Annotated in this window: 12 protein-coding genes; 7 read left to right on the top strand and 5 right to left on the bottom strand. The window is 71.7% G+C overall.

The features are described from left to right. Positions 1-105: 105 nt before the first annotated feature. Together fbaA and ACIPV1_RS10125 are read left to right on the top strand one after the other, a co-directional pair. Positions 106-1,134 carry a class II fructose-bisphosphate aldolase gene (gene fbaA, locus ACIPV1_RS10130; protein WP_123294161.1) on the top strand — a complete coding sequence of 343 codons (1,029 nt, stop codon included), beginning with the start codon at positions 106-108 and terminating at the stop codon, positions 1,132-1,134. 93 nt (positions 1,135-1,227) lie between these two features. Then, on the top strand, positions 1,228-2,487 hold the full coding sequence (locus ACIPV1_RS10125; RefSeq protein WP_123939030.1) for a M18 family aminopeptidase: 1,260 nt from the start codon (positions 1,228-1,230) through the stop codon (positions 2,485-2,487). A 232-nt stretch (positions 2,488-2,719) separates the two neighbouring features. Here the strand turns inward: ACIPV1_RS10125 and ACIPV1_RS10120 are convergent, their stop codons facing one another. Beyond that, entirely contained in the window at positions 2,720-3,484 is a 765-nt protein-coding gene (locus ACIPV1_RS10120) for a DUF6264 family protein (RefSeq protein ID WP_402726298.1), read from the bottom strand. Beyond that, positions 3,481-4,545 (bottom strand): 4-hydroxy-3-methylbut-2-enyl diphosphate reductase, encoded by a 1,065-nt coding sequence (locus tag ACIPV1_RS10115; protein ID WP_402726297.1) that lies wholly within the window; start codon positions 4,543-4,545, stop codon positions 3,481-3,483. Before ACIPV1_RS10115 ends, ACIPV1_RS10120 begins: the two co-directional genes overlap by 4 nt. Before the next feature lie 125 nt (positions 4,546-4,670). Here ACIPV1_RS10115 and xseA point away from each other — a divergent pair, with 125 nt between their 5' ends. Next, positions 4,671-5,963 carry an exodeoxyribonuclease VII large subunit gene (gene xseA, locus ACIPV1_RS10110; RefSeq protein WP_402726296.1) on the top strand — a complete coding sequence of 431 codons (1,293 nt, stop codon included), beginning with the start codon at positions 4,671-4,673 and terminating at the stop codon, positions 5,961-5,963. A gap of 25 nt (positions 5,964-5,988) precedes the next feature. On the opposite strand, the gene ACIPV1_RS10105 is transcribed toward xseA, so the two are convergent. After that, positions 5,989-6,744 (bottom strand): alpha/beta hydrolase, encoded by a 756-nt coding sequence (locus ACIPV1_RS10105; RefSeq protein ID WP_402726295.1) that lies wholly within the window; start codon positions 6,742-6,744, stop codon positions 5,989-5,991. 81 nt (positions 6,745-6,825) lie between these two features. Between ACIPV1_RS10105 and ACIPV1_RS10100 the strand changes: the two genes are divergently transcribed. The 4 genes from ACIPV1_RS10100 to ACIPV1_RS10085 all read left to right on the top strand — a co-directional run bounded on the left by ACIPV1_RS10100 (position 6,826) and on the right by ACIPV1_RS10085 (position 9,959). Beyond that, a complete protein-coding gene (locus tag ACIPV1_RS10100; RefSeq protein ID WP_111084805.1) occupies positions 6,826-7,071 on the top strand; it encodes an exodeoxyribonuclease VII small subunit in 246 nt (81 codons plus the stop codon). Continuing rightward, a complete protein-coding gene (locus ACIPV1_RS10095) occupies positions 7,068-7,703 on the top strand; it encodes a DUF4245 domain-containing protein (protein WP_402726294.1) in 636 nt (211 codons plus the stop codon). Before ACIPV1_RS10100 ends, ACIPV1_RS10095 begins: the two co-directional genes overlap by 4 nt. A gap of 76 nt (positions 7,704-7,779) precedes the next feature. Continuing rightward, entirely contained in the window at positions 7,780-8,394 is a 615-nt protein-coding gene (locus ACIPV1_RS10090) for a carbonic anhydrase (protein ID WP_111084807.1), read from the top strand. Positions 8,395-8,555: 161 nt separating this feature from the next. Next, the gene (locus ACIPV1_RS10085) at positions 8,556-9,959 is read left to right on the top strand and encodes an aspartate ammonia-lyase (RefSeq protein WP_123294166.1); all 1,404 of its coding nucleotides are present in this window, start codon (positions 8,556-8,558) and stop codon (positions 9,957-9,959) included. Positions 9,960-10,051: 92 nt separating this feature from the next. On the opposite strand, the gene ACIPV1_RS10080 is transcribed toward ACIPV1_RS10085, so the two are convergent. Beyond that, positions 10,052-11,413, bottom strand: a complete 1,362-nt coding sequence (locus ACIPV1_RS10080) for a PhoH family protein (protein ID WP_185021053.1) — start codon at positions 11,411-11,413, stop codon at positions 10,052-10,054. Between the two features lie 482 nt (positions 11,414-11,895). Then, a complete protein-coding gene (locus ACIPV1_RS10075; RefSeq protein WP_111084809.1) occupies positions 11,896-13,005 on the bottom strand; it encodes an aminotransferase class V-fold PLP-dependent enzyme in 1,110 nt (369 codons plus the stop codon). Positions 13,006-13,010 lie beyond the last annotated feature (5 nt).

The following is a 13,010-nucleotide window of genomic DNA, read 5'->3' as shown; positions in this document are numbered from 1 at the left end:
ACGCATGTGCACGGCGGACGCGAGCCGACCGCGTAACCCGCACCGCGCCTCCAGAGCTTCTGACTACGATCGGCGGGGACATCACCGAAGTCGAAGGAGATCCACGTGCCCATCGCAACGCCGGAACAGTACGCCGAGATGATCGAACGCGCGAAGGCGGGCAAGTTCGCGTACCCCGCGGTCAACGTGTCCTCGTCGCAGACCATCAACGCGGTCCTCCAGGGCCTGCAGGAGTCCGGCTCGGACGGCATCCTCCAGGTCACGACGGGCGGTGCCGACTACTTCGCCGGCCAGACGATCAAGAACCGTGCCGCCGGTGCCCTCGCGATGGCGAAGTTCGCCCACGAGGTCGCGAAGAACTACGACATCACGGTCGCGCTGCACACCGACCACTGCCCGAAGGACGCCCTCGACGGCTTCGTCCTGCCGCTCATCGCAGCGAGCGAGGAAGAGGTCCGCGCCGGGCGCAACCCGATCTTCCAGTCGCACATGTGGGACGGCTCGGCCGTGCCGCTCGACGAGAACATCGAGATCGCGAAGACCATGCTCGAGAAGACGCGGAACATCAACGCGATCCTCGAGGTCGAGATCGGTGTCGTCGGCGGCGAAGAGGACGGCGTCGAGCACGAGGGCACGAACGACGCCCTGTACACGACCCCGAACGACGTCGAGAAGGTCGTCGACGCGCTCGGCCTGGGCGACAAGGGTCGCTGGATCGCCGCGCTCACCTTCGGCAACGTGCACGGCGTCTACAAGCCGGGCAACGTCAAGCTCCGCCCCGAGCTCCTCGGCGAGATCCAGGCCTCGGTCGCGGCCAAGCACGGCACCGGCGAGAACCCCCTCGACCTCGTCTTCCACGGCGGCTCCGGCTCGACCGACGACGAGATCCACGAGGCCGTCCGCAACGGCGTCATCAAGATGAACATCGACACGGACACGCAGTACGCGTTCACGCGCTCGATCGCCGACTCGATGTTCCGGAACTACGAGGGTGTCCTGAAGATCGACGGCGAGGTCGGCAACAAGAAGCAGTACGACCCCCGCGCCTGGGGCAAGGTCGCCGAGTCCGCCATGGCGGCTCGCGTGGGCGAGGCCGCGAAGGTGCTCGGCTCCGCCGGTCACACCAAGGGCTGACACCGGGAGCAACTGCCAGGAGGAACGGGGCGCGTCCGACGGACGTGCCCCGTTCTGCGTCCGGTCGACTCCACCGCATGCCACGATGGGCAGGTGACCGTCGACGCCATCGCCTCCGAGTTCGCCCAGTTCGTCACCGAGTCGCCCACCGCGTTCCACGCGGCAGCGGCCGCCCGCGACCGCCTCGTCGCAGCCGGGTTCACCGAGCTGTCCGAGCTCGACGCCTGGCCGACCGAACCCGGCGCGTACGTCGTGGTCCGCGACGGTGCGGTCATCGCGTGGCGCCTGCCGGAGGGTGCACCGGCGACGACCCCGTTCCGGATCCTCGGCGCACACACCGACTCCCCCGGGTTCCGGATCAAGCCGAACCCCGGAGTCCGCACCGGCGGGTGGGAGCAGCTGAACGTCGAGGTCTACGGCGGCGCGCTCCTGTCGACGTGGTTCGACCGCGACCTGCGCATCGCCGGCCGGGTCGTCGACGCCGACGGCAGCGTGCGGCTCGTCAGCACCGACGCGGTCGCCCGCATCCCGAACCTCGCGATCCACCTCGACCGCGGGGTGAACGACGGCAAGGAGATCGACCGCCAACGCCACACGCTGCCGATCGTCGGGGTGGACGGCGACGCCGGAGGGACCTCGGTCGTGGAGTGGTTGCGCGCTCGCCTCGGAGACGATGCCGTGTCGTGGGACCTCTTCCTCGCCGACACCCAGGCCCCCGCCCGCATCGGCATCGAGCGCGAGTTCCTGGCGTCGGGCCGGATGGACAACCTGACGAGCGTGCACGCCGGACTCCGCGGCATCGTGGACGCTCCGGCCGACGGTGACCACATCCCCGTGTTCGCGGCGTTCGACCACGAGGAGATCGGCTCCTCGACCCCGTCCGGTGCCGGTGGCCCGTTCCTCGAGGACGTCCTCGGCCGCGTGCAGGAGGGTCTCGGCGCCACCCGCTCCGAGGCCGCTCGGGCGTTCCGCGCCTCGTGGCTGCTGTCGAGCGACGCCGGGCACCTGGTGCACCCGAACCAGCCGGAGAAGCACGACCCGACGAACCGTCCGCGCCCCGGCGCCGGTCCGCTGCTGAAGATCAGCGCGAACCAGCGCTACATGACCGAGGCCAAGGGCGAGGCCGTCTGGACCGCCGCGTGCGAGACCGCCGGCGTGCCGTGGCAGCCGTTCGTCAACGTCAACACGATCCCCGGCGGCTCGACCATCGGCCCGATCGCGGCGACCCGGCTCGGGATCCCGACGATCGACATCGGCGTCGGGCTGCTGTCGATGCACTCGATCCGCGAGCTCGTGCACGTCGAGGACCTGGCGTCACTCCACGGCGCCGTCGCGGCGTTCCTGGCAGGCTGAGCCCTGGCCGGCTGGACCCGGCCGGCTGAGCCCTGGCCGGCGTTCGCGGGCCGGGGTGGTCGCGACTCCCCGCGCGCGCAGGACCGAGTGGTCACGAACTGTCGGGGGCCCCGGCGCCGGACGACACTTCGTGACCGCTCGACGGCGGGCATGCGGCGTGTTGCGACCACTCGACGCGCGGATGCCAGCGCCGCGAGCGGTCAGGCGGTCTGGCGGTCTGGCGGTCCGAGGGTCAGGCGCCGGCCTGGCGCATCATGAACTCGACGAACTGCGGGTCCTGGAACACCACGACGACGAACGCGATGGTGCTCACGAACGTGGCCACGACCGCGCCGACGATCGGCACCCAGAACGTGCGCTTGCGTGCCCGGAGCCGGCGGATCGACCACCACGCCACGAGCGCGAAGACCACGACGTTCGTGATCGCCCCGATGATCGCGGCACCGCTCAGTGCACTCGGGTCGTTCAGCGCCGTGTACTGCGTCTCGAGGGTCCGACGCACCGTCGACGCGACGTTGGTCACCGCGAGGGACTGCACCACGGAGATGAGTCCGAAGGCGAGCAGCCCGACCGTCAGGACGAAGTCGGCGGGCGTGCGTCCGAACCGGCTCGTCGACGCGGACCGCTGCGGCCCGCCCGTGGTCGGGTCGCCGGCTGCGCCGGGTCGGCCTGGAGGCACGGTGCCGGTCGGCGCACCGGCACCGGACCGGTACGCGGTCGCGCCGTCCTGCCCGGCCTGGCTCGCCGCCTGCTGGCGGCGGTCGCGCTCCTGCTGCTCGCGCTCCTGACGTTCCTGTTCGACCAGGACCGGGTTGACCCATCCCTCGGGCGCGTACTCGCCGTACGCGGGGGCGGGTCGGCCGTGGACCCGGCCGCTGACGGCACCGGCGGCCGTCGTCGGGGACGTGCCCCGGGCCTCCTGGCCGGCTGCTGCCGTGTCGTCGACGTGACCCGGCTCGCGCTGCGGCACCGAGCCCCAGCCGTCCGCGCCGCTCATGCCCGACGCCCGCCGAGCGCGCGCGTCGGGTTGCCCGACGCGTCGGTGCGGAGCTCCTTGGGGAGCGAGAACATCAGGTCTTCGTGTGCGGTCACGACTTCTTCCACGGCGCCGTACCCGGCGTCGGCGAGTTGTTCGAGGACCTCGGCGACGAGCTCTTCGGGGACGGACGCGCCGCTCGTGACGCCGACGGTGGCGACGCCGTCGAGCCACTCCTGGCGGATCTCTTCCGCGTAGTCGACGCGGTGCGCGGCCTTCGCCCCGTGCTCCAGGGCGACCTCGACCAGACGGACGCTGTTCGACGAGTTCGCGGAGCCGACGACGATCACCAGGTCGGTGCCCGGGGCGACCTTCTTGATCGCGACCTGGCGGTTCTGGGTGGCGTAGCAGATGTCGTCGGACGGCGGATCCTGGATGGTCGGGTACTTCTCGCGCAGCAGGCGGACGGTCTCCATCGTCTCGTCGACGCTCAGCGTGGTCTGCGACAACCAGACGAGGTTGTCGGGATCGGGGACGTCGAGCGCGGCGACGCCGTCCGGGCCGTTGACCAGGATCGTGCGCTCGGGGGCGTGGCCCATCGTGCCCTCGACCTCTTCGTGGCCGGTGTGTCCGATCAGGATGATGGTCCGCTCGGCCTTGGCGAACCGGGTGGCCTCGCGGTGGACCTTGGTGACCAGGGGGCAGGTGGCGTCGATGGCGTGCAGGTCGCGGTCGGCGGCACCGGCCACGACGGCGGGTGAGACGCCGTGGGCGCTGAAGACGACGTGCGAACCGCGCGGGACCTCGGCGACGTCGTCGACGAACACCGCACCCCGCTGCTCGAGGGTCGACACGACGTGGACGTTGTGGACGATCTGCTTGCGGACGTAGACGGGCTCGCCGTACTGCTCGAGCGCCTTCTCGACCGCCACCACCGCTCGGTCCACCCCGGCGCAGTAGCCGCGGGGTGCCGCGAGCAGCACCTTCTTCGGACCGGCGACCGGCTCGTCACGCAGTCGCCCACGCGCCGCGTGCACACGCGGTGGGGCGAGCGGGACCGTGTGGCCGTTGGTGATCGTCACGTCCCCGATGATAGGTGAGCGGGACGCACGCGACCTGGGCGCGAGCGCCGTCGGTGGAGAACCCGCCGCTCGCCCGCTGTCACCGGTGTCGGGCACGATGGACGTCCAGCACGAGAAGGAGCGACATGGCGATCGAGCAAGGCCCGCCGACGGCCGACAACCCGTGGCCGGTCGCGCTCCTCGGCGCGAAGCTCCGCGACTGGATCGACCGGCTCGGCACCGCGTGGATCGACGGCGAGATCACGCAGTGGAACGTCGCGGGCGGCAACGTCTACGGCAAGCTCAAGGACGTCGAGGTCGATGCGACGGTGTCGTTCTCGATCTGGTCGAGCGTGCGGTCCCGGGTGCCGGCGGACATCAAGCAGGGCGACCGGGTCGTCGCAGCGGTCAAGCCGAACTACTGGGTCAAGGGCGGCTCGCTGACCATGCAGGTCGTCGAGATGAAGCACGTCGGCCTCGGTGACCTGCTCGAACGGCTCGAACGACTGCGCCGGACCCTGGGCGAAGAGGGGCTGTTCGACCCCGCACGCAAGAAGCGTCTGCCGTTCCTGCCGCACCGCATCGGCCTGATCACCGGCAAGGACTCCGACGCCGAGAAGGACGTCAAGCGCAACGCGCAGCTCCGGTGGCCGCAGGTCGAGTTCCGCACGGTCCACACCGCCGTGCAGGGCGAGCGGACCGTGGGCGAGGTCACGGCGGCGATCCTCGAGCTCGATGCCGACCCGACGGTGGACGTCATCATCATCGCCCGTGGTGGCGGCGACTTCCAGAACCTGCTCGGCTTCAGCGACGAAGGACTCGTCCGCGCAGCAGCAGCGGCGAGCACACCGATCGTGTCGGCCATCGGGCACGAGGCCGACCGTCCCATCCTCGACGAGGTCGCGGACCTCCGTGCCTCCACCCCCACCGACGCCGCCAAGCGCGTCGTGCCCGACGTCGCGGAGGAGCTCGCGAACGTCCGGCAGGCCCGCGCCCGCATCGGCCTGCGGTTGTCGCAGACGCTCGCGGTCGAGGCCGACCGGATCGCAGCACTCCGGTCACGCCCGGCGCTCGCGTCGACGGCGTGGCTCGTCGACACCCGCGCGGAGGAAGTGGCCCGCGACCTGTCCCGGTCGCGGGAGCTGCTCGATCGTCGGCTCGAGCGGGGCCACTCCGAGGTCGGGCACCTGACCGCCAGGCTCCGTGCACTGTCGCCGCGCGACACCCTGCGCCGCGGCTACGCGATCGTGCAGCGGGCCGACGGCGGCGTGGTGCGGTCGTCCGACGACCTCACCGGGCAGACGCCGGTGCACGTCACGCTCGGCGCGGGGACGGCGACCGGAACGCTCGAGCCGGACGGGCCGGGTCCGGACGGGTCTGGCTCGGCCGGGTCGGGTTCGGCCGGGCCGGGTCCGGACGGGTCGGGTCCGGCCGCCTGACGCGTCGGGGTCGCCGACGGCCTGGTCACCAGCCGCGGTCGCGCAGCCAGGTCGTCGCCAGCGTGCTCCACGCCTCGGCCGGCCCGAGGCCCTCGGCGAGCCCGATGCCGTGCACCCCGCGCTCGAACACGTGCAGGTCGAACGGCACCCCGTGCCGCGCCAGCGCGTGTGCGTAGGACAGCGAGTGCGTCACCGGCACGTGCTCGTCCTCGGCCGTGTGCCACAGGAAGGTCGGCGGGGTCCGGTCGTCGACGAGCAGGTCCGCGTCCACCGCGGACCGCTCGCGGACGCTCGCGCCCGGTCCGAGCAGGTTGTCGGAGCTGCCGACGTGCGGGTGGTCCGTCATCGACGTCACCGGGTAGCAGAGCACCGTCAGGTCGGGCCGGTCGTCGACGTCCGACACGGCGCGCTCGGCCGGCGTTGGTGCGTTCGACACGAGGGCCGCCAGGTGCCCGCCTGCCGACGAACCGATCACGACGATCCGCGGATCGGACGGGAGGCCCGCCCAGCGTCCGGCACGCAGGTCACGGACGAGCGCTCGGGTCGCCACCACGGCGTCCGGGTGGCGGTTCGGGGCGAGCGGGTACGCGAACACGACCGCGTCGATGCCGATCCCGTTCAGCCAGCGGGCGTACCCCTCCCCCTCGTGCGGGGCGTGCATGCCGTACCCACCCCCGGGCAGGACGACCGCGAGCGAGGGGCGGCCCGGCAGCCCGTCGCGCTCCGCGCTCGGTCCGTCCGGTGCCGGGTACCAGTCCACGCCCTCGGGGAGATCTGTCATGGCGCGACCCTACCGGCCGGTGTTCTCCCCAGGCGCAGCGGGCACGTCGGTCAGTCGGTGGACCCTCGGTAGGATCGAGTCGTGCCATCCCAGCAGGAACCCGAGCAGACCGACGTCCAGTCGCTGAGCTACGAAGCAGCCCGCGACGAACTCGTGCGTGTCGTGAGCGAGCTCGAACAGGGCTCCGCGACCCTCGAGCGCTCGCTGTCGCTCTGGGAGCGCGGCGAGGCCCTGGCCGCCCGGTGCGAAGAGTGGCTCGTCGGTGCCCGGGCCCGGCTCGACGCGGCCCGCGCGGCCAGCAGCGCCGAGGACGGCTCCGCCCGATGACCGACGCGAACGGTCGCCCGATCGTCGCCGAGCTCGGCCGACCCGAGACGGCAGAGGAGACCTGGGCACGCAAGGACGCTGCACGGACCGCTCGCCGCCAGCACCAGACGGCCTTCAACCTCGTGATCGCGCTCATCGCGTCGCTCGGCATCGTGCTGTTCCTCGTCGCCGTGGTCGTGCGGCCGAACACCACGGTCGACCGCACCGTCGACTACCAGCAGATCGCGGCCGATGCCCACGTCGGCGACATCATCCTCGCCGCCCCCGACCTGCCGAGCGGCTTCACGTCGAACCGGGCCGACTTCTCCGACAAGACCTCGGACGACGTCGACGTCTGGACCGTCGGGTTCGTGACGCCGGACAAGCAGTACCTCAGCCTGCAGCAGGGCGTGGACGCGAACGGCTCGTGGGTCTCGAACCAACTCGACCAGCGACCGTCGACCGGTACTCGCGTCATCGACGGCACGAAGTGGACCGTGTACGACCGACGGGCCGAGGGCTCGGATGCCGGCAACCACGCGTACTCGCTCGTGTCCACGTTCGGCACCAACACGATCGTGCTCTCCGGCACCGCCGACGACTCGTCGTACCGCACCGTGGCCACGGCCGTGACGAAGCAGTTCTCCCAGTAGCGACCGCCGGACGAATCCTGCCGGACACCCCGGCGCCCGACCACTCGACCTGATCCGACCCGATCCGAGGAGCCCCATGCCCGACCGCGCCGCCTCCACCCCGTCCGACGCCCTGCGCCTGCTCGTCGACGGCAACGCCCGCTTCGCCGCCGACAAGCGCCGCATGGGCCGCACGGACCCCGACCGCCGCACCGAGCTCCAGGGGTCGCAGGCGCCGTTCGCGACCGTCCTCGGCTGCTCCGACTCGCGCGTGCCGTTCGAGCACGTGTTCGACGCGGGCATCGGTGACCTCTTCGCCATCCGCAACGCCGGGCAGATCGTCGACGACGTCGTGCTCGGGTCGATCGAGTTCGCGGTCGTCGCGCTCGGCACCCCGCTCGTCGTCGTCCTGCGCCACACCCGGTGCGGTGCCGTCGCCGCGGCCCGCTCGGGTGAGCCGGTCCCCGCGCCGCACCTGCAGGCCCTGGTCGACGCCATCGCCCCGAGCGTCGAGAAGGTCCGTGCCACCGACGCCGAGCTCCCACAAGAAGCGATCGGCGCCGCCCACCTCGAGGCCACGCTCCGCCAGGTGCTCGAGCGCTCCGGTGCCGTCTCCGACGCGATCGCCGAGGGCCGGCTGGCCGTCGTCGGCGCGACCTACGACCTCGGCACGGGCGAGGTCACGATCGACACGGTGGTCGGCAACGCCTGACGGCCCCTCGGCGCCGCACCCGCACGTCCCACATCCGTCGCACCGGTACAGTCGAACGAGACGCCCGGCGCCGGTTCCGTGACCCACGGAGACCTCGTGCGCCGGCGCAGTCCCCCGACGCGACCGCGTCCGGCGAGCACCCCAGGAAGGACCACGACGACGTGACCGACACCACCGAGACCGAGTTCCGCATCGAGCACGACACCATGGGCGAGGTGCGGGTGCCGAAGTCGGCGTTGTACCGCGCCCAGACCCAGCGCGCTGTCGAGAACTTCCCCATCTCGGGCACCGGGCTCGAGTCGGCCCAGATCGTGGCGCTCGCCCGCATCAAGCGCGCTGCGGCCATCGTGAACGGCGAGCTCGGCATCGTCGAGCCCGCCGTCGCCGACGCCATCGCGGGCGCGGCGGACCTGATCATCGGTGGGCAGCACCACGACCAGTTCCCCGTCGACGTGTACCAGACCGGCAGCGGCACCTCGTCGAACATGAACATGAACGAGGTCCTGGCCACGCTGGCGTCGGACATCGGCGGCACCGCGGTGCACCCGAACGACCACGTCAACGCCTCGCAGTCCTCGAACGACGTGTTCCCGACCTCGGTGCACGTCGCCGTGACCGAAGCCCTGCTGCGCTCGCTCGTCCCGGCGCTCGAGCACCTCGCCGAGTCCCTCGAGGCCAAGGCGACGCTGTGGGCCGACGCCGTGAAGTCCGGCCGCACGCACCTGATGGACGCCACCCCGGTCACCCTCGGCCAGGAGTTCGGTGGCTACGCACGCCAGATCCGCCTGGGCATCGAGCGGGTCACCGCGACGCTCCCCCGCGTCGCCGAGGTCCCGCTCGGCGGCACCGCCGTCGGCACCGGCATCAACACCCCGAAGGGCTTCCCGCAGCGGGTGATCGCCCAGCTCGCGAGCGACACCGACCTGCCCATCACCGAGGCCGTCGACCACTTCGAGGCCCAGGGCGCGCGCGACGCCCTGGTCGAGGCCTCAGGGGCGCTCAAGGTGCTCGCGGTCAGCCTGACGAAGATCAACAACGACCTGCGCTGGATGGGGTCCGGCCCGAACACCGGGCTCGGCGAACTGCACATCCCCGACCTGCAGCCGGGCTCGTCGATCATGCCCGGCAAGGTCAACCCGGTCATCCCCGAGGCCACCCTGATGGTGGGCGCGCGGGTCATCGGCAACGACGCCACCATCGCCTGGGCGGGTGCGTCCGGTGCGTTCGAGCTCAACGTCGCGATCCCCGTGATGGGGACGGCGCTGCTCGAGTCGATCCGCCTGCTGGCGAACAGCTCGCGGGTGCTGGCCGACAAGACCATCGACGGGCTGCAGGCGAACCTCGAGCGCGCCCGGGCGTTCGCCGAGTCGTCGCCGTCGATCGTCACCCCGCTCAACCGGGTCATCGGCTACGAGGCCGCGGCGAAGGTCGCGAAGTACGCCGTCGCCGAGGGCATCACCGTCCGCCAGGCCGTCGTGGCGCTCGGCCACGTCGAGCGTGGCGAGGTCACCGAGGAGCAGCTCGACGCGGCACTGGACGTCCTGTCCATGACCCACCCGAACTGAGCTCTTGCCGCGGGCAAGTCTCGCGGTGAGCGACAGTTCTCGCGCCGGTGCGCGCGAGAACTGTCGCTCAGGCCGAGTCTCGGCCGACGGACCTAGACCAGGTCGGGCGAGTCCAGCAGGTCCGTCACGAGGGCAGCGATCGCGGAGCGCTCCGACCGGGTCAGCGTGACGTGGGCGAACAGCGGGTGGCCCTTCAGCCGCTCGATGACGCTCGCGATGCCGTCGTGCCGTCCGACCCGCAGGTTGTCGCGCTGCGCGACGTCGTGGGTGAGCACCACGCGTGAGTTCTGCCCGATGCGGGAGAGCATCGTGAGCAGCACGTTCCGTTCGAGTGACTGTGCCTCGTCGACGATCACGAACGCGTCGTGCAGGGACCGACCGCGGATGTGCGTGAGCGGCAGGACCTCGATCAGGCCGCGCTCGATCACCTCGTCGAGGACGTTGTCGGACACCACCGACCCGAGGGTGTCGTAGACCGCCTGCGCCCACGGGTTCATCTTCTCGCCGGCGTCACCGGGCAGGAACCCGAGGTCCTGGCCACCCACGGCGTACAGCGGCCGGAACACCATGATCTTCTTGTGCTGCTGCCGCTCGAGCACTGCTTCGAGCCCGGCGCACAGGGCCAACGCTGACTTGCCCGTGCCGGCGCTGCCGCCCAGGGACACGATGCCGATCTCGGAGTCGAGCAGGGCGTCGATCGCGAGCCGCTGCTCGGCGGACCGGCCGCGCAGCCCGAAGACCTCGCGGTCGCCACGGACCAGGGCGACGGAACCGGCGGTGTGCACGCGACCGAGGGCCGAACCGCGCTCGGAGTGGATGACGACACCGGTGTTGACCGGCACGCCGTCGAGCTGGACGGAGCGGATCTCCTCCTTCTCGTACAGGTCGGCCATCTGCTCGCCGGACACCTGCAGGTCGGCGATGCCGGTGTAGCCGGAGTCGACCGCGAGCTCGGCGCGGTACTCCTCGGCCGCCATGCCGATCGACGACGCCTTGACGCGCAGGGGCAGGTCCTTCGACACGACGACCACGTCGAGCCCGTCGTTCTGCAGGTTCGAGGCGACGGCGAGGATGCGGGAGTCGTTGTCGCCGAGCTGCAGCCCGGACGGCAGGACGGACTGGTTGGAGTGGTTCAGCTCGACGCGGAAGGAACCGCCGTCACCGAGCGCGATCGGGAAGTCGAGCCGTTCGTGTTCGATGCGCATCTCGTCCAGCAGCCGCAGGGCCTGCCGCGCGAAGTACCCGATCTCCGGGTCGTTGCGCTTCGACTCGAGTTCGCTGACGACCACCACGGGCAGGACCACCGCGTGCTCGGCGAAGCGGAACAACGCCCGCGGATCGCTGAGGAGCACCGATGTGTCGAGCACGTACGTGCGCTGGGCGACCGACGTGGACGAGTCCGCGGTGGGCTGGTGCTGGGTTCCGCGAGAGACGTTCTGAGAGGTCACGACCACTCCATCCCCGGGCCGCGAGCAGCCCGGTCCATGTCCTCGAACGCGGCCGTGGAGCGGGTCCCGAAGCACCGACTGTGGCCGCTTCGATCGGGCGCGGTGCCCGATGGGGACAACGTACGTCCGCCCTCCGACACCCCGCCAGCGACACGCGGTTTCCGGCGTTACGGTCACGTGAACAACGTGACACCGGCAGTTGACCGGTCACGAGCTGTGGGCTGCGGCTGTGCCGCCCGACAGACGGTGACCAGTCGACGGACGTGCGCGGTGCGTCGTGACCCTCGCGGGTGGCCGACAGGAGGCCCGTGGCGGCCGGGCACCGCGCCTCCAGGCCGCCCGTTGGTCGCGACTCGTCGCGCGGACGGCGTCGAGTGGTCACCAACTGTCGGCTGCGACCGCGCGAGCCGACAGTTCGCGACCACTCGACAGAGGGGAGGCCCGTGGGGGCACCGCCCCGCGCCTCCCGTCCGCCTGTTGGGCGCGCGCTACTGCAGCGTGGCGTACGAGACGCAGGCGTCCCGGAACATGTCGAGCGTCTCGTCGGTGGTCGAGGCGAAGACCGACACCCGCGCGACGCCGAGCCGCGTCGTCGCGGTCACGCCGTGGTTGTGCAGCGCCGCGGACAGCGCGGTCAGGCGCCCCTCGGCCGGCCGCAGCACGACGATGCCGGCGCGCTCGCGCGGGTCGCGGCTGGACTCGACCTCGAGCCCGAACTCGTCCGCGATCGCGAACACGCGCTCGACGCGCTCGGTGACGCGCTCCTGCACGGCGGCGACACCGACGGCGGTCAGCCGGTCCAGCGACACCGCGAGGCGGGCCTGCGCGATGGGGTCGATGCGGGTCATCTGGTACCCGGCGGCACCCGGGCGCACGGCGGGGACGTCCACGGGCCAGCCGGTGGTGCCGTGCGGGCCGGACAGCGCCGGACGCAAGCGGTTCAGGGCGCGGTCGCTGAAGGCGGTGAAGCCCGTGCCCCAGCCGGCGTGCAGCCACTTCTGGCCGCCGGTCGCGACGACGTCCGCGATCTCGTAGGGGGCGTCGACGACTCCGAAGCCCTGGATCGCGTCGAGGATCAGCAGGCGGTCGCCGATGACCTCGCGGATGCCGGCGAGGTCGGCCAGGTAGCCGGTGCGCCAGTCGACCAGCGACACCGCCACGGCCGTCACGTCGTCGGTCAGGCGCTCCTGGATGAGCGAGGGGGTCATCCACCCGGCACCGGACTCGATGACGACCGGCTGGACCCGGCCGCCGGTCGCCGAGGCGGCGCTCGCCAGCGCGAGCGGCAGCGAGGGGTACTCGTCGGCCGACACCAGCACGCCGCCGGTCAGGCCGAAGGCCGTGTGCAGCAGGCCGGGCGTCGTCGCGGTCTGCGAGACGACCTGGTCCTCGCGGCGACCGACCAAGCGGGCGGCGACCGTGCGGACTCGGGCGTCCTGCTCGTCGAGGGTCTCCATGGCGCCGAAGCGCATGTGCTCCTGGATCGTGCCGAGCACGCGCTGCTCCTCGAGCACGGCGGTCTGCACGGGGCCGAACGCAGCGTGGTCGAGGTAGCCGGGGTCCTCGGAGAAGCCCGCGGCGTACTCGTCGATGTTCACAGGTG

Source organism: Curtobacterium sp. NPDC089991 (assembly GCF_044748425.1).
Classification (GTDB): Bacteria; Actinomycetota; Actinomycetes; order Actinomycetales; family Microbacteriaceae; genus Curtobacterium.
The sequence above is the reverse complement of the archived record's forward strand: the minus strand, read 5'-3'. Positions and strand labels throughout refer to the sequence as shown.